Below are 16,661 nucleotides of genomic sequence, written 5' to 3'. Positions count from 1 at the left end.
AATGTGCTGTGTGGACGTGGATGACTCCTGTTGGAATGCGGCACTCGTTGGAGCGAGGCTTGCCCGCGAAAAATTAAAGCACGGGATATCTGATGGTTCGCGTCAGCCGTTTCGCGGGCAAGCCTCGCTCCCACAGGATCTGCCCGCTGCCTGGATGATTCAGCGCGCCGCGCTGCGCACATCCCGCCTTACCGCCTGGGGCGGCACGCCGAAGCCGCGGATAAACACTTCGTGCATATGGCGGCGGTCCCGGAAACCGGTCTCCCGGGCGATCACATCCAGTGAGTGACGACTCTGTTCAATCATCAACCGCGCCGATTCCAGGCGCAGGCCCTCAATGGCCTTGGCCGGGGACTGACCGGTTTCGGCAGTAAATACCCTTGTGAATTGCCGCGGGCTCATGTGAACGCTGTCGGCCAGGTCCTCGACCTTGAGTGGAGTGGCCAAGTGCTGGCGAGCATATTCCAGCGCGTTCTGGATGCGGTCCGATTTGGCCGACAGATCGAGCATTTCCGAGTGCTGGCTCTGGCCTCCCGAGCGCCGTTGATGCATGACCAGTTTGCGCGCCACCGAGCGCGCCAGATCGCTGCCCAGGTCTTTCTCGACCATGCCCAGGGCAAGATCGAGCCCGGCGGTCATGCCCGCTGAGGTCCAGATTGAACCATCGACGATAAATATCCGGTCTTCCTCGACCGTGATATCCGGAAAGCGCCGTTGCAGGGCCGGGGCATAGACCCAGTGCGTTGTCGCGCGACGACCCTGCAGAAGGCCGGCTGCGGCCAGGGTGAAGCCACCGGTGCAGATCCCCGCCGTGCGCCGCGCCTGGTTTCCGGCAAGGCGCACGAACGCGAGGGTCTCATCGGACGGTGGACCATCCAGTGGATTGTCCACGCCGGCGATGATCCAGGTATCGGCCAGGCTGGGCGCCTGCACGGGTTGAGTATCGATGCTCATGCCCAGGGAAGAGCGCACCGCGCCGCCCTCCAGGGAAAAGGTCTCGATGGTATAGAAGGGCTCGACGGCGACCTTGTTGGCAAACTCGAACACCGCCTGGGTGGCCACGGCCATTACCTGGAAGTTATCGGTGAGTAAGTAGCAGATACGGTGCATGGCATGATTCCTGTGTCTCGAATCACTACCCTATACGTCGTTTCGGTCATGGTCAAATCGCCGCATCATGGCGCCATCACCCAGTACTTCCCTACAGGAACCATGACCATGAAACTCACAGCCAACACCATCTTTATCACCGGCGGCACTTCGGGCATCGGCCGTGGCCTGGCCGAAGCCTTCCACCGCTTGGGCAACCAGGTGATCATCGCCGGTCGCCGCAAGGCCCTGCTGGACGACGTGGCCAAGGCCAACCCCGGCATCGATACTATCGAGCTGGATATCAATGACGCGGCGCAGATCAAGTCCGTGGCACAGGAAGTCATCCGCCGCCACCCGACCCTCAACGTGGTGATCAACAACGCCGGGATCATGCCCTTCGACAACCCCGCTTCCGGCGAACTGGACGATGCTCAGGCGGTCGGCCTGCTGGAAACCAACCTGCTGGGGCCGGTACGGGTCAGCGCTGCTTTTGTCGAACACCTGAAGAAACAGCCGCAGTCCTACCTGATCAACAACAGCTCGGTACTGGCCTTTATTCCGATTGCGGTCACGGCGTTGTACTCGGCGACCAAGGCAGCCATTCACTCCTACACCCTGTCGCAACGTTTCATGCTGCGTGACAGCAGCGTCAGCGTGCTGGAAATCGCGCCACCATGGGTCGACACCGACCTGATCCACAAGAGCGGCGACCCGCGCTCCATGCCGCTGGACGTGTTTATCGCCCAGACCCTGGAAAAACTGGCTACCGACACCACCGAAGTGTTTGTCGACGGCATCGCCCCGCTGCGCGCCAATGTCGGGCCGAACGAATACGGGCTGATTGCGCAGTTCAACCAGTCATTGATCGATAATCCGATTCCGCTGGGTTAAAAGAAGCGGCAAGTGGATCTGTGGGGCCGGTTTTAGCCGGGAAGACTATTTAACAGGCGATAGAAGTGTATCGATCCTGATTGAGCCTTCCCGGCTAAAGCCGGTCCCACAATCATTTCAAGCCCGATACCGTGTCCGCCCGCACCGCCGCCCGAATCGCCTCCAGCAACATCCGGCACGCCGGGTTGTCGTTATCGCTGCGCCAGGCCAGGTGCAGTTCGCTCTGCACACCCTCATCCAGTTCAATGGCACGAAAGGTCACGTCCTTGAACACCACCGAGGTGGCGCAACGCGGGACCAATGCCAGGCCCATGCCGGCGTTGACCAGGGCCAGGATGGTCAATGACGAGCCCAGCCATTGCACATAGTCAGGCGCCACCTGGGCCGAGCGGAACATGCCGGTGAGCAATTCGTTGAAGGGCGGGTAGGCCGAGTGGGAGTACATCAGGAACGGCACGCCATTGAGGTCGCGCACGACGACCGTTTCGGCACGGGCCAAAGGGTGGCTGCCGGGGATGGCGAGGATAAACGGCTCGCGCACCAGACACTCACTTTCATAGCCCGGCTGGAACAGCGGCGCGCGGACGATTCCCAGATCGATGCGCCTTGCCCGCAGGGCTTCATGCTGCTGATGGGTGTTCATTTCCGTCAGGGAGATCTTCACGTGGGGCTGCTTGAGCCGTGCCTCGGTGATGACCTTGGGCAGAAACTCATACACCGCACTGCCGACAAAACTGATGCTTACCGAGCCAATATCGCCTTCGGCAAAGCGCCGGGCGGCGAGGGCGGCCTGTTGTGCGCGTTCGAGCAGGCTCTGGGCTTCAATAAAGAATGCGCGACCGGCGGCGGTCAGGGCCACGCTGCGGGTGCTGCGGGTAAACAGCTCGACGCCCAGATGGTGTTCGAGCAACTGAATCTGCCGACTGAGGGGTGGCTGAGTCATATTCAGGCGCTCGGCGGCACGGCGGAAATTCAGTTCCGTGGCGACGGTGGTAAAGCAGCGCAGTTGGGCCAGTTCGAACATTGATATATTCCAGGTATCAATCAAGTGCCAATCTAGATTAGACGGGAACAATACCGGCGTCCATCATCGACTCATCCCTACAAAAACCAACAACGGGAGAGTCGCCCCTTGAATAACGTCCCTGGCACATCCGCCGGTGCAGCGCCTGATTCAACGCTGGCCCGCGCCGCCGCGAAAGTGAAGCGCCATGTGCTGCCCCTGTTTGTGGTGATGTTCATCGTCAACTACATCGACCGGGTCAACATCGGCTTCGTCCGTACTCATCTGCAAACCGACCTGGGCATTGGCGCTGCAGCCTATGGTCTGGGTGCAGGCCTGTTCTTTATCGGTTATGCGCTGTTCGAAGTGCCTTCCAACATGCTGCTGCAACGCTTCGGCGCCCGCGCCTAGCTGACGCGCATCATGTTTACCTGGGGCGCGGCGGCCATGGCCATGGCGTTCGTTCGTGGCGAGACCAGTTTCTATGTGCTGCGGTTTATCCTCGGTGCGGCAGAGGCGGGCTTCTTCCCCGGCATCATTTATTACTTCACCCAATGGCTGCCCTCCACCGAGCGGGGCAAGGCCATGGCGATCTTCCTTAGCGGTTCGGCGATTGCCTCGGTGATTTCCGGTCCTGTGTCAGGTGCGCTGTTGAGTGTCGAAGGGCTGAGCCTGCATGGCTGGCAATGGATGTTCCTGATCGAAGGCTTTGCCTCCATCGTGCTCTGCGGCTTTGTCTGGTTCTGGTTGCAGTCCCATCCCCGGGAAGCCAAGTGGCTCAGCGACGATGAGAAAGCTGCCCTGACCCAGGCCATTGACGCCGAGCAGCGCGCTCGGGAGGCGGCGCAGACGGTGCGACCGTCGATGTTCAAATTGCTGGCCGACCGGCAAATCATGCTGTTCTGCTTCATCTACTTTTCCATTGCCCTGACCATCTACGGTGCCACCTTCTGGCTGCCGAGCATGATCAAGAAAATGGGCAGCCTCAGTGACTTCCAGGTGGGCCTGTTCAACTCGGTGCCGTGGATCATTTCCATTGTTGCCATGTACAGTTTCGCTGCTCTGGCCTCACGCTTCAAGCATCAGCAGGCCTGGGTCGCGGTGACGCTGGTGATCGCTGCGTTCGGCATGTTCATGTCCACCACCGGCGGGCCGATCTTCGCCTTCATCGCCATCTGTTTTGCCGCCATCGGTTTCAAGGCCGCGTCGGCGCTGTTCTGGCCGATTCCCCAGGGCTATCTGGATGCACGTATCGCTGCGGCGGTGATCGCCCTGATCAACTCCATCGGCAACCTCGGCGGTTTCGTCGCCCCGGCAACCTTCGGCTTTCTTGAGCAAACCACCGGTTCCATCCAGGGCGGGCTTTATGGCCTGGCCGCCACTTCGCTGCTGGCGGCGGTGGTGATCTTCTTTGCCCGCACCACTCCGCGAGGTGAACCGCGCCGCCCGTCTTTGGCTGAGTCCGCCAATACCGTACTCAGCACACCTTCCAGCCCAAAACCCTGATTGATCGGGAGCATTCTTTTGAAAATCACACGCGTAACAGTCACGCCAATCGCCTTTCGTGATCCACCACTGCTCAACGCCAGCGGCATTCACGAGCCTTTTGCCCTGCGTTCGATCATCGAAGTGGAAAGCGACAACGGCTATATCGGCCTGGGTGAGAGCTACGGCGATGCACCGGCCCTGGCGATCCAGCAGCAACTGCAAAGCCAACTGATCGGTCTTGATCCGTTCGACCTGAATAAGCTGCGACGTATCGTTCAGGCCACCGTTGCCGCCCATAAGCCTGCCAGCCTGGCCGGTGCCGAACTGGCCCCCGGTTCCCACGCCAGTAAGGCGGTAAGCAATGCCTATTCGGCGTTTGAAGTGGCGTTCCTCGACCTGCAGGCCCGCTCCATGAACCTGCCGTTGGTGGATTTGCTGGGCGGTGCGGTGCGTGATCGGGTGCCGTTCAGTGCCTATCTGTTCTTCAAGTATGCCGTGCACGCCCAGTCCCCCTACGCGCCAGACAGCTGGGGCGAGGCCTTGAGCGAGGAGCAAATCGTCGCCCAGGCCCGGCGCATGATCGAGGCCTATGGCTTCAAGAGCATCAAGCTCAAGGCCGGTGCTCTGGACCCGGAGCATGAGGTGTCATGCATCAAGGCGTTGAAGAAGGCGTTTCCCGGTTACCCATTGCGGATCGACCCCAACGGTAACTGGTCCCTGGAGACCTCGATTCGCATGGCCGAACTGCTCGGCGATGACTTGCAATACTACGAGGACCCGACCCCTGGCCTGGATGGCATGGCTGAACTGCACAAGCGCACTGGCTTGCCTCTGGCGACCAATATGGTGGTGACCGATTTCGACGAGTTCCGCCGCAGCGTGGCGCAGAACAGCGTGCAGATCGTCCTTGCCGACCACCATTACTGGGGCGGCCTGCGCGATACCCAGGCATTGGCGAAGATGTGCGAGACCTTTGGCCTCGGCGTGTCCATGCACTCCAACTCGCACCTGGGCATCAGCCTGATGGCCATGACCCATGTTGCCGCCGCGGTGCCGAATCTGGATTTCGCCTGCGATACCCACTACCCGTGGCAGGAGCCGGACGAGGAGGTCATCAAGGGCGGCAAGCTGCCTATCGTTGATGGCTGCGTGCATCTGACCCGCGAGCCGGGGCTGGGCCTTGAGCTGGACTATGACCAATTGGGCAAGCTCAACGACCAGTTCCTGAGCTGCGGGATTCGTCAGCGTGACGATGTGAAGCAGATGCAGAAATACAAGCCAGAGTGGAAGGCGGTCAAACCGCGGTATTGAAGCCTGCGGTCATTGTGGGACCGGCTTTAGCCGGGAATGCGCCTTAGGACGATAGCAGTGTGTCGATCCCAACGGTGCCTTCCCGGCTAAAGCCGGTCCCACAATTGCATTTAAGAGAGGAAACCACCATCCACATTCAGTGCCACGCCCGTGGTGTAGCTTGAGGCATCGCTGGCCAGGTACAGCACGGCGCCAGCCATTTCGCTCGGGTCGGCCACGCGCTTGAGGGGGATCTGCGCCAGGGCGGTCTTGAGGATCGCGTCGTTCTTGACCAGCGCCGAAGCGAACTTGGTGTCGGTCAGGCCCGGCAGCAGGGCATTGCAGCGAATGCCGAAGCCTGCGCATTCCTTGGCGAAGACCTTGGTCATGTTGATCACGGCCGCCTTGGTCACCGAATAGATGCCCTGGAACACTCCAGGCGAGACGCCGTTGATTGAGGCAACGTTGATGATGCTGCCACCGCCGTTGTCGCGCATCAGCTTGCCGGCTTCCACCGACATGAAGAAATAACCGCGAATGTTCACGTCCACCGTCTTCTGGAAAGCGCCGAGGTCGGTGTCCAGCACGTTGCAGAACTGCGGGTTGGTCGCGGCGTTGTTGACCAGGATATCCAGGCGGCCGAACTGTTCGCGGATCTGCGCGAAGACGCTGCTGATCTGTTCCATCTCGCCAATGTGGCAGGCGATTGCCGTGGCCTGGCCGCCGTCGGCGATGATGGCGTCGGCAACCTGCTGGCAGCCGTCGATCTTGCGGCTCGACACGATCACATGGGCGCCCTGTTGCGCCAGCAGTTTGGCGATGGCTTCGCCGATACCGCGGCTGGCACCGGAAACGAAGGCGATCTTGCCGTCGAGGTCGAACAGTTGGGTCTTGGACATATTGTCTTCCTTATAGGTCGCAATCAGAGACTGGATTTGCCGATCACTTGCAGGGCCATGTGCTCGAGCAGCTTATTCATGTGAATGAACTGGGCGAAACGCTTGTCCTGAGTCTGGCCGTGGAAAAACCTGTAGTAGATCTGCTGCACGATGCCGGCCAGACGGAACAGGCCGTAGGTGTAGTAGAAGTCGAAGTTGTCGATGGCGATGCCCGAACGCTCGGCGTAGTAGTCGACGAACTGGCGACGGGTGAGCATGCCCGGCGCGTGGCTGGGCTGGCGGCGCATCAGTTGCACCGGCGCCGGGTCGTCGGCTTCGATCCAGTAGGCCAGGGTGTTGCCCAGGTCCATCAGCGGATCACCGAGGGTGGTCAGCTCCCAGTCGAGCACGCCGATGATCTGCATCGGGTTCGCCGGGTCGAGAATCACGTTGTCGAAGCGGTAGTCGTTATGGACGATGCTGGAGACCGGATGGTCGGCGGGCATCTTTTCCAGCAGCCAGTCGCGGACCTTGTCCCAGGCCGGGGCGTCAGGGGTCAGGGCCTTGGCGTAACGGTCGCTCCAGCCGCTGATCTGCCGAGCCACATAACCCTCGGGTTTGCCCAGGTCAGCCAGGCCGCATGCCGTGTAATCAACCCGGTGCAGTTCGACGAAGCGATCGATGAAGCTTTTGCACAGCGCTTCAGTCTGCCCGGCGTCGAGGTTCAGCTCGGCAGGCAGTTCGGCGCGCAGGATGATGCCCTTGACCCGCTCCATCACGTAGAACTCGGCGCCAATCACCGATTCGTCGGTGCAATGCACGTAGGCCTTGGGGCAAAAGGGGAAGGCATCACGCAGCTGATTGAGGATGCGGTACTCGCGGCCCATGTCGTGGGCGGACTTGGCCTTGTGGCCAAATGGCGGGCGGCGCAGGACGAACTCCTGTTCGGGGTATTGCAGCAGGTAAGTCAGGTTCGATGCGCCGCCGGGAAACTGGCTGATCGCCGGGCTGCCGCTCAGGCCGGGAATGTGCGCCTTGATATAAGGATCGATGAGCGCAGTGTCGAGTTCTTCGCCGCTACGGATCTGAGTGGACTGGTCGGTGAGCGCCATGCTTATCCCTTCTACTTATTATGGAGCGCACAGATCATTGACTAATCTAATGCAGCTCACAAGCTGGAAACGGCCTTATAGGCCAGCGTGTTGCAGGTCAATCAGTGATCTTGATCAAGCTTTTCAGCTTTTTCAGCGACAAAAAAACCGAGGCCTGGGCAGACCTCGGTTTCGTGTGCATCAGCGTTGTCGCAGGCCTTACGCCGGGAACAGTTCGCTCAGTTTCATCGCCAGCATCATGTCGCCTTCGGTGCGCAGCTTGCCGCCCATGAACGCCTGCATGCCGTCGGTCTCGCCGCTGACGATGCCTTGCAGGGTTTCGGCGTCCATGACCAGGGTCACTTGTGCGTCATGGTTTTCGCCTTCCTGCAGCTCGCAGGTGCTGTCCTTGACGATCAGGGAGAAGTGTTTGTCTTCGTCGATGCGGAAACCGAAAACCAGGTCCAGGCCAGCGGCGGCGCTTGGGTTGAACTTGGCTTTCATTGCTTGAACGGCGTCGGCTACAGAGGTCATGGTTCGATCCTTTTTCTAGTGTGGGTACAGCGTCGCAAGACGCGGTGTGCCGGACTCAGCGATAAGTGATGAGTTCCGGCGTCCTCAACAGTTGCAGATGTGCGTGACTGTTGAAGGAAGCCAGTGCCACCTCGCGCCCGCGAAACTTCAGCAGGTTCAGCGAGGTATTGACGATTTGCCAGTTGAGCTCGAATGCCTGAGCGACCGGCATTTGCGTAATCAAGTGAAGCAGGGCGGTGATGGTGCCGCCAGACGTAAACACGGCGATGCGTTCATGGCCTTCGGCGCTGTCAAGCAGCCGGCGCAGGCCGCCCTGAACCTGTTCGAGGAACTGCTGCCAGCTTTGCAGGCCGGGGGTGTCATATTCGCCGCCGACCCAGCGGGCGATCACCAGGGCAAACAGCCGCTGGAATTCGGCGCGGTGCTCGGTGGCGTTACGCATGACCTCCAGAGCCTGGGGTTCGTCGCCGAGCATGGCCGGGAGCAGGGCGCGGATGACCGCTTCGGCATCGAACTCATCGAAGGCCGCATCGATTTCCAGCGCAGGTGCTGCACTCGACAACTGCGCCAATGCCGCCTCGGCCGTATGCTGTTGGCGGCGTAATGAACCGGCGACGCAACGGTCGAGGCTGATATCCATCTGGGCCAGGTGGGCGCCGACCAGTTCGGCCTGACGAATGCCCAGCGCCGACAACACGTCGTAGTTGTCGGCACCAAACGAGGCCTGGCCATGTCGTATCAAATAGATGCTGCCCACGTCCGTGTCATCCCGGTACGGTGAAGGTTTGGCGAGGTTATGAGGATGCCGGTGGGCTGTCAATGAAAATTCATACGTTTGTTTGAATGGTCTTTCCCTGTCGTGGAAACTTCGTACAAACGCTCTGGCTGGTCGGCGGCGGGTCACGTCGGTATGCTTGGACGTTCGCGCCCCTGTCTCGGGGGGCGTCATGCAATTGAGGAATATCTGTGGAGTTTTTAGCCGATTACGCCAGTTTTCTGGCCAAGACGTTCACACTGGTGGTCGCCATTATCGTCGTGCTGGTGTTTATCGCCGCGCTGCGTGGCAAGGGCCGTCGCCGCACGGCAGGGCAGATGCAGGTCACCAAGCTGAATGATTTTTACAAGGGCCTGCGTGAGCGCCTCGAGCAGTCGCTGCTCGGCAAGGACGCCCTCAAGGCCCTGCGCAAGCAGCAAGGCAAGGCGCAGAAGCTGGAAAAGAAAGCCGCCGAGTTCAAGCCACGGGTCTACGTGCTGGACTTCGACGGTGACATCAAGGCATCGGCCACCGAAAGCATGCGCCATGAGATTACCGCGCTGCTGAGCGTGGCCACCGACAAGGACGAAGTGGTACTGCGCCTGGAAAGCGGCGGCGGCATGGTGCACAGCTACGGTCTGGCGTCCTCGCAACTGGCGCGGATCCGCCAGGCCGGCATTCCCCTGACCATCTGCATCGACAAGGTCGCGGCCAGCGGCGGTTACATGATGGCGTGCATCGGCGACAGAATCATCAGTGCGCCGTTCGCCATCCTTGGCTCCATCGGCGTCGTGGCGCAGTTGCCCAACGTCAATCGCCTGCTGAAAAAGCACGATATCGACTTCGAAGTACTGACTGCCGGCGAGTACAAGCGCACCCTGACGGTATTCGGCGAAAACACCGAGAAGGGCCGGGAGAAGTTCCAGCAGGACCTGGATATCACCCACGACTTGTTCAAGAACTTCGTTGCCCGCTATCGGCCGCAACTGAGTATTGACGAAGTGGCTACCGGTGAGGTCTGGCTGGGCATGGCGGCCCTGGATAAACAACTGGTCGACGAACTCAAGACCAGCGACGAGTACCTGTCCGAAAAAGCCAAATCGGCAGACGTCTTCCACCTTCACTTCGCCCAGCGCAAGAGCCTGCAGGAGCGGGTAGGGCTGGCGGCCAGTGGTTCGGTGGATCATCTGCTGACCCGCTGGTGGAGCCGTCTGACTCAGCAGCGCTTCCTGTAACAGACTGCGGTATCTATGTAAGCTTTTTCTGCAAAACGCGTTGATAGGCTGGCCATTTCTTCCAATTGAATGAAATGGCCCGCTATGCCGAACACTATTGTCTACCCGGCCGACCATCCATTGATGGCCGCCTATATCACCGCCCACGGCAAGATCGTCAAAAATCCGCGCGGCTTTGCTCGCACCCAGATCAGGAAATACGCCAAGACTCACTGGTCCGTTGACCTCGACCCGGATGCCACGCGCATCGTCACCCTGACTTTCAATGAAACCTCAACGCCTTGTCCCGCAACGGTTTTCAGCGCCTTGACGCTGACCGAGGCCGCTGTGCAGCGCTATCAAAAGCACTTTGGCTGGTTGAACGGTATTGGTCATGCCGTGCCCTATCGCGACGGCGGCATCGCAATGCGGCAGGTCGAGCAGTTGGCGGCAGATGCACGGGTATTCCTCAGCGAAGGCCTGTACAAAGACAGCTTTCCCCAGATATATGACCCCTCGACCCACGTCAACGTAAGCCCCGAGGTCTTCAAGGCGTTTGTCAAAGACCTGGATCTGCGTAAGCGCTATCAGGCGTATCTGAAGAAGTTCTGGTCGGTAAATGCCCGCCATTACCCGGTATTGATCAAGGCGGCGTTTATCAAAGCGGTGCTGCTCCAGGCCGCTGAGAACAGCCTGAGTGAGGTGGACCGGTTGCTGGCACTCAGCGCCGTGGGGCTGTCAGATACACAGCAGTGGAGCACATTGACGCCTGATCAGCTTGAGGGCCCGACCCGTGCGGCCCCCCATGTGCAGATCGCCCCTCTGAAAATCCATCGCTATACCTCGACGGATATCCTGCTGATCCGTGATACACGTCATCCGCGCGTGTTGCTGTATATGCCGGGCAATTCTTCGCCCGTCCATGGCTTTACCGATGAACACGCCATGGCTGACTGGCTGGCGGCGCAATGCCGTAACCCGCGCCAGCGGGCGGCGCTGGAACTGCATTTCCCTGAACGGGATGATCACGACGGCCTGTTTGTGAGTGGTTTGCGTACGACGCTGGAAGGTGTTGCGGTCTATCCCCATTGGCTCAGCTACGACAGTGGCGCCTGGCCGCCCCGGCATCTGATTCACGCTGGCAAGACAATCAGCGGCGATCCCTTTGTGTTCCTGCGCAGGCGGATGCAGCAGCGCCTGAACTCGGATGCTGGCTCGGTGATCCGTACATCGACAGACGTGCTGCTCAATGGGTTGAGCGAAGGACTGTCCAGAAGTCTGCTGGTGACTGGCGTGATTGCTCTGGTCGTGCCTGAAGCCATCCCATTTATTGCCGGTCTGTCCGTCACCCTGATTGGCACCGGCACTGCCCAGATTGTCCGAGGCAACAGCCTGGAGCAGCGTCAACAGGGGCTGCAGCGTGTTGAGTTTGGCCTGTTCAATGCTGTGCCGCTGGCTGCCGGGGAACTCATGGGTGCTGCTGCGGGGGTAGAGGCTATGGTTGACCGGGTCGAATCGAGCGTCACGCTGGCACAGCCGCAGGCCGCGCTACGATTTACCAGTGAGCCGCCCGGATTGGCCTCTCTTAGCCCGTCGCTACGCCAGTCCCTGCGTGCTTTCGAGGCGCCGGCCAGCACTGTTGACGGGGCGCCGACGATCCCCGGTCCCAACGGCATGCTCGATATCCATCATGCCGATGGTCGCTACTACCTGGCCATTCATGACAAGGCCTATGCGGTTCGCTGGGAAGACGCCGTGCGTCAATGGCGAATTATCTCCTCGAATGGCAAGGACGAGATCGGGCCATTTGTCCGGCAGTTGCACAACGATCAATGGGATATCGATAAAGGTGGTTTGAGGGGCGGTATGGACAGCGGCCCGGCTGTGCCGGTGGGTGAGCCTGCGGTGCCGGGGATGTCAGTGGATGAGCGAGTCAAGTCGCTGTATCCCGGGTTCTCACAGCAGCAGGTGGCCGAGTTCCTGGCCGGGTTGCGTGGCAGTGGTGTTGCGCTCGAGGTGCAGCTGTCGCAACTGGCAGCGGATTATCAGGCACTGGAGCAAAGCCTTGAGCGTTGGCTCAATGGTCCGTTGCGCTGGGGACCGAGGATTGACGGAGTATCGATCCCTGTCTCACGGGAAGCCCGCAGCCGGGCGGCGGATATCATCAAGCGTTGCTGGCAGCGGCAAACCCCGGTTGAAGGCCTGGCGGCGCGACATATCGAGGGCTATATGCTCAATCTGGCAAGCATTCCCGTGGGCGATCTGCCACTATTACCTGGGGATTTCAGCCATGTCACCGCCATTAACCTGTCGGCAACTTTTACCTCGCATCTGAATGCCAGTGGCTTGCTGATCAAATGCCCGAACCTGCGTTGGCTTAACCTGGAACACAATTTCCTTGACCGGGTGCCTGATGGCGTACGGGGGCTGTCACAACTGACCCGCCTGAGTCTGGCCAATAACCGTATCGAACTCAGTCTCGAGATGATGAATACCCTCAGGACGCTGCCAAGGCTCAAGCAACTGGACCTGTCCTTCAACCCGCTGGGCCTGTTGCTGGATGTGAGCAGCATGCCGGAGCTGATCAATCTGTTCCTGCGTCATACCGGCATCAGCGCGCTGCCGGCCGGGGTCTGTGATCTGCCCAATCTGTTGGCTCTGGATTTGCGCAATAACCTGATCACCACGCTGCCTGAAGCCTTTTTCGAGCGGGGGAGGTTGCTGCAGCACAGCCTGCTCGATGGCAACCCGTTAGTGCCGATAGCTCGCGGTCGTTTGGCGATCCTGCGGGTGCCCCTCGTCGAGCAGCCACAGGGCGGGAGCCTCGACTTCTGGCTGGCGCGAACCCCGATGGCGCAGCGTGCCAGGCGCAGGGATGTCTGGGATCTGCTGTGGACCCAGGAGCACGCGACCGATTTCTTCGAGGTGATTGCCAGGCAGCAGGGTTCTGCCGATTTCGAGATCGACCCTGAAGGTGTCAGCGAACGCGTGTGGCGGGTGCTGGAAGCGAGCGCGCAGGACCAGGCATTGCGCGGTCGTCTGGCGGGCATGGCCGCTCATCCGCAAACCTGTGCCGATGGCGCGGCGGTCATGTTCAGCAATATGGAACTGGAGGTGCTGGTCAGCCGGGCCAGGGCCCAGGCTGTTGCCGGAGCTGAAGGGCAGTCGTTATTGAAGTTGTTGCGCGGCCTTTACCGGCTCGAAGAGGTAGATGCCATTGCTCGCCGGGATGCTGCCGGCAGGATCGATTTCGTCGAGGATGTTGAGGTGATACTGGCCTATCGCACAAGGCTGGCCAGCCGCCTGGAGCTGCCGATCAATACCCGCAGAATGGTCTATGGCGATGTTGCGGATGTGTCTCTGCAGGTCATTACCCGCACCGGCCAAATCGTTCTCGGCAATGAAACGTCTGCACGCCTGGCGGAGTTTGCTCTCGGCCGTGAATTCTGGGTGGATTACCTTGAGCGCCACTACGCCGATCGGTTCGTGCTCTGTCGGCAGCCGACCGTAGAGCGGATGGAAGCGCTGGATGAAAGATTGGAGAAGGAGTCTATGAGCGATGCGGCCTACAAGGACGCGGCCGATACGCTGATGCGCCAACGGCGTGAGGATGAACGGGCATTGATGAAGCGATTGACGGAGGAGGAGTTGGCGGGAGAAAAGAGGAGCAACTGAAAAAGCTCGATATTCCTGTAGGAGCGGCTTCAGCCGCGAGAGCGCTCTCCCGGCTAAAGCCAGTCCTACAGGTTGTATTTCAGTGCGAATCAGCGCCGACGAAACAACGGCAGCGGCTCGTCAGTCGCTGCCTGGTACGTTACCGAGAAGTCGTTCAGACCTTCCAGGGCTTCGTACGGGTCTTTGTCGGCGCGAATGGCGAAGGCGTCGAAGCCGCAGCGTTGCAAGTAGAACAACTGGTCGCGCAACACGTCGCCAATGGCTCGTAGTTCGCCCTTGTAGCCATAGCGATCACGCAGCAGGCGCGCGTTGGAGTAGCTGCGCCCGTCAGTGAAGGCCGGGAAGTTCAGGGCAATGACCTGGAACTGATCGACGTCATCACCGATTTCCTCGGCTTCTTCGTCGCTGTCCAGCCAGACGCCCAAGCCACCATCGCGGGCCTTGAGCGCATGAGCGTGGTCACGCCACAGGGCCAGGGGCACGATCAGGTCGTCGCAGTTGGACAGGCCATCGAGGGTCGTTTCCTTGGGCAGCAGGTGCCAGGTTTCGTCGATGACCGCGTGGTTCTTAATGATTCGCTGCATAGACGCGCTCCTTGAAAGGGTCGATGCCAATACGTTGGTAGGTGTCGATGAAGCGCTCGTCTTCGGTCCGTTTTTCCACGTACACGTCGATCAGCTTCTCGATCACATCCGGCATCACTTCCTGGGCAAAGGACGGGCCGAGGATCTTGCCCAGGCTGGCGTCGCGGCTGGCGCTGCCACCCAGGGATACCTGGTAGAACTCCTCACCCTTCTTGTCCACGCCGAGAATGCCGATATGGCCGACGTGGTGGTGACCGCAGGCGTTCATGCAGCCGGAGATGTTCAGGTCCAGCTCGCCGATGTCGAACAGATAGTCCAGATCGTCGAAACGACGCTGGATGGACTCGGCAATCGGGATCGACTTGGCGTTGGCCAGGGAGCAGAAGTCACCGCCGGGGCAGCAGATGATATCGGTCAACAGGCCGATATTCGGCGTGGCAAAACCTTGCTCGCGCAGCTCGTTCCACATGGCGAACAGCTGGCTCTGCTCGACATCGGCCAGAATGATGTTCTGCTCGTGGGAGGTGCGCAGCTGGCCGAAGCTGTAACGGTCGGCCAGGTCGGCGACGCCGTCCAGTTGCTTGTCGGTGATATCGCCAGGCGCTACGCCGGTAGGCTTGAGCGACAGGGTCACCGCAGCATAGCCAGGCTTTTTGTGCGCCAATACGTTGCGGGTGCGCCAGCGGGCGAAACCGGGGTGCTGGGCATCGAGGGCGGCCAGTTCGGCGTCCTGATTGCTCAGGGCCTTGTAGTCAGGGTCAACGAAGTGCTTGGCTACGCGCTCGACTTCAGCGTCGGTCAGGGTAGTCTGGCCGCCACGCAGGTGGGCCATTTCCGCCTCGACCTTCTCGGCGAAGACTTCAGGAGTCAGGGCCTTGACCAGAATCTTGATCCGCGCCTTGTACTTGTTGTCACGACGGCCGTAGCGGTTGTAGACCCGCAGGATGGCGTCGAGGTAGCTCAACAGGTCCTGCCACGGCAGGAACTCATTGATGAAGGCACCGACCACCGGAGTACGGCCCAGGCCGCCACCTACCAGTACGCGGAAACCCAGCTCACCGGCGGCGTTGAGTACCGGCTCCAGGCCGATATCGTGCACTTCGATGGCGGCGCGGTCAGTGGTCGAACCATTGATGGCGATCTTGAACTTGCGCGGCAGGTAGGCGAATTCCGGGTGGAACGTAGTCCACTGGCGAACGATCTCGCACCATGGGCGCGGATCAACCAGTTCGTCGGCTGCGACACCGGCGAACTGGTCGGTGGTGACGTTGCGCAGGCAGTTGCCGCTGGTCTGGATGGCGTGCATCTGCACGGTGGCCAGCTCAGCCAGGATATCGGGGATGTCTTCCAGTGCCGGCCAGTTGAACTGCACGTTCTGACGGGTACTGATGTGGGCGTAGCCCTTGTCGTAGTCGCGGGCGATCTTCGCCATCATGCGCACCTGACGCGAAGTCAGCTGGCCATAAGGCACGGCTACGCGCAGCATTGGTGCAAAACGCTGCACATAAAGCCCATTTTGCAGGCGAAGAGGACGGAATTCCTCCTCGCTGAGTTCCCCGGCCAGATAGCGTCGGGTCTGATCACGGAACTGCTTGACGCGGTCCTCGATGATCCGCTGATCGTACTCGTCGTATACGTACATATAGGTCCAGTTCTCGGGCTTATAAATGTCGCAGAGCAATGTTGCTCCTGCGCCATCTAAACAATTCTGCGCGCACGGCCGCGCACTCCCTGACGGAGCCGGGGGAAGATACCAGTTTGCGGATATACGCAAAAGTGAAGTTTGAGTATATGCAAATAACCAAAATGACTAAGGCGCTTATAAGTGCCGATAGCCTTGCTTGTGATAAGGGCAATGCTCGGCTTAACTGGGGGTGTGGTCAATGGGCGCGCCCCGTGTTCCGGGCCACGCATCCTAATAAAACCGACAAGAGGCGATGCGATGAGTAATCACCCTAAAACCGTGAAAAGTGATAGTAGCGTTGATGCCTGGGCCATTTTTTTCCTGATTATCCTGGTGGTAGGAGCCGCCGTGTTCTGGGTTAGCCATCAGTAAGCGTGAGAGGCGGGCTTGTCTGGCTTTAGATTTCCAGGCAGGCCGCCGATAAAGGGAGGCAGGTGGGTTTCTCAAGTCGGCATGCTTTTGCTGTTTTACAAGGCCTCGTGA

The 16,661-nt window shown here is 60.0% G+C and carries 12 protein-coding genes and 1 pseudogene; 5 read left to right on the top strand and 8 right to left on the bottom strand.

Annotation, left to right across the window (positions count from 1 at the left end; genetic code table 11):
* Positions 1-159: 159 nt before the first annotated feature.
* On the bottom strand, positions 160-1,110 hold the full coding sequence (locus AC1Z24_RS18575) for a GlxA family transcriptional regulator (protein ID WP_483742111.1): 951 nt from the start codon (positions 1,108-1,110) through the stop codon (positions 160-162).
* Positions 1,111-1,218: 108 nt separating this feature from the next.
* Here AC1Z24_RS18575 and AC1Z24_RS18570 point away from each other — a divergent pair, with 108 nt between their 5' ends.
* Positions 1,219-1,983, top strand: coding sequence for an SDR family oxidoreductase (locus AC1Z24_RS18570; RefSeq protein ID WP_483742110.1), 765 nt, complete (start codon positions 1,219-1,221; stop codon positions 1,981-1,983).
* Positions 1,984-2,095: 112 nt separating this feature from the next.
* Here AC1Z24_RS18570 and AC1Z24_RS18565 read toward each other — a convergent pair whose 3' ends face one another.
* Positions 2,096-3,007, bottom strand: coding sequence for a LysR family transcriptional regulator (locus tag AC1Z24_RS18565; protein ID WP_483742109.1), 912 nt, complete (start codon positions 3,005-3,007; stop codon positions 2,096-2,098).
* 210 nt (positions 3,008-3,217) lie between these two features.
* Here AC1Z24_RS18565 and AC1Z24_RS18560 point away from each other — a divergent pair.
* A pseudogene (locus AC1Z24_RS18560) lies at positions 3,218-4,492 on the top strand (MFS transporter).
* A gap of 18 nt (positions 4,493-4,510) precedes the next feature.
* On the top strand, positions 4,511-5,785 hold the full coding sequence (locus tag AC1Z24_RS18555; protein ID WP_483742108.1) for a glucarate dehydratase family protein: 1,275 nt from the start codon (positions 4,511-4,513) through the stop codon (positions 5,783-5,785).
* Between the two features lie 110 nt (positions 5,786-5,895).
* Here AC1Z24_RS18555 and AC1Z24_RS18550 read toward each other — a convergent pair whose 3' ends face one another.
* The 4 genes from AC1Z24_RS18550 to AC1Z24_RS18535 all read right to left on the bottom strand — a co-directional run bounded on the left by AC1Z24_RS18550 (position 5,896) and on the right by AC1Z24_RS18535 (position 9,024).
* Positions 5,896-6,663, bottom strand: a complete 768-nt coding sequence (locus AC1Z24_RS18550; RefSeq protein WP_483742107.1) for an SDR family oxidoreductase — start codon at positions 6,661-6,663, stop codon at positions 5,896-5,898.
* Between the two features lie 23 nt (positions 6,664-6,686).
* The gene (locus AC1Z24_RS18545) at positions 6,687-7,754 is read right to left on the bottom strand and encodes a phosphotransferase family protein (RefSeq protein WP_259103214.1); all 1,068 of its coding nucleotides are present in this window, start codon (positions 7,752-7,754) and stop codon (positions 6,687-6,689) included.
* Positions 7,755-7,952: 198 nt separating this feature from the next.
* On the bottom strand, positions 7,953-8,267 hold the full coding sequence (locus AC1Z24_RS18540; protein WP_483742106.1) for an SCP2 sterol-binding domain-containing protein: 315 nt from the start codon (positions 8,265-8,267) through the stop codon (positions 7,953-7,955).
* Between the two features lie 55 nt (positions 8,268-8,322).
* Positions 8,323-9,024 carry a histidine phosphatase family protein gene (locus AC1Z24_RS18535; protein ID WP_483742105.1) on the bottom strand — a complete coding sequence of 234 codons (702 nt, stop codon included), beginning with the start codon at positions 9,022-9,024 and terminating at the stop codon, positions 8,323-8,325.
* 209 nt (positions 9,025-9,233) lie between these two features.
* Between AC1Z24_RS18535 and sohB the strand changes: the two genes are divergently transcribed.
* Together sohB and AC1Z24_RS18525 are read left to right on the top strand one after the other, a co-directional pair.
* Positions 9,234-10,256, top strand: coding sequence for a protease SohB (gene sohB / locus AC1Z24_RS18530; protein ID WP_483742104.1), 1,023 nt, complete (start codon positions 9,234-9,236; stop codon positions 10,254-10,256).
* Positions 10,257-10,340: 84 nt separating this feature from the next.
* Positions 10,341-13,910, top strand: a complete 3,570-nt coding sequence (locus tag AC1Z24_RS18525; RefSeq protein WP_483742103.1) for an NEL-type E3 ubiquitin ligase domain-containing protein — start codon at positions 10,341-10,343, stop codon at positions 13,908-13,910.
* 89 nt (positions 13,911-13,999) lie between these two features.
* On the opposite strand, the gene AC1Z24_RS18520 is transcribed toward AC1Z24_RS18525, so the two are convergent.
* Complete coding sequence (locus AC1Z24_RS18520) at positions 14,000-14,494, bottom strand: DUF934 domain-containing protein (protein ID WP_259103205.1); 495 nt, start codon at positions 14,492-14,494, stop codon at positions 14,000-14,002.
* Positions 14,478-16,136, bottom strand: coding sequence for a nitrite/sulfite reductase (locus tag AC1Z24_RS18515; protein WP_483746664.1), 1,659 nt, complete (start codon positions 16,134-16,136; stop codon positions 14,478-14,480). The genes AC1Z24_RS18520 and AC1Z24_RS18515 overlap by 17 nt, the downstream gene beginning before the upstream one ends.
* Between the last annotated feature and the right edge of the window lie 525 nt (positions 16,137-16,661).

This window comes from Pseudomonas sp. JL23 (genome assembly GCF_056933585.1).
This window is presented reverse-complemented; position numbering and strand designations above follow the sequence as displayed.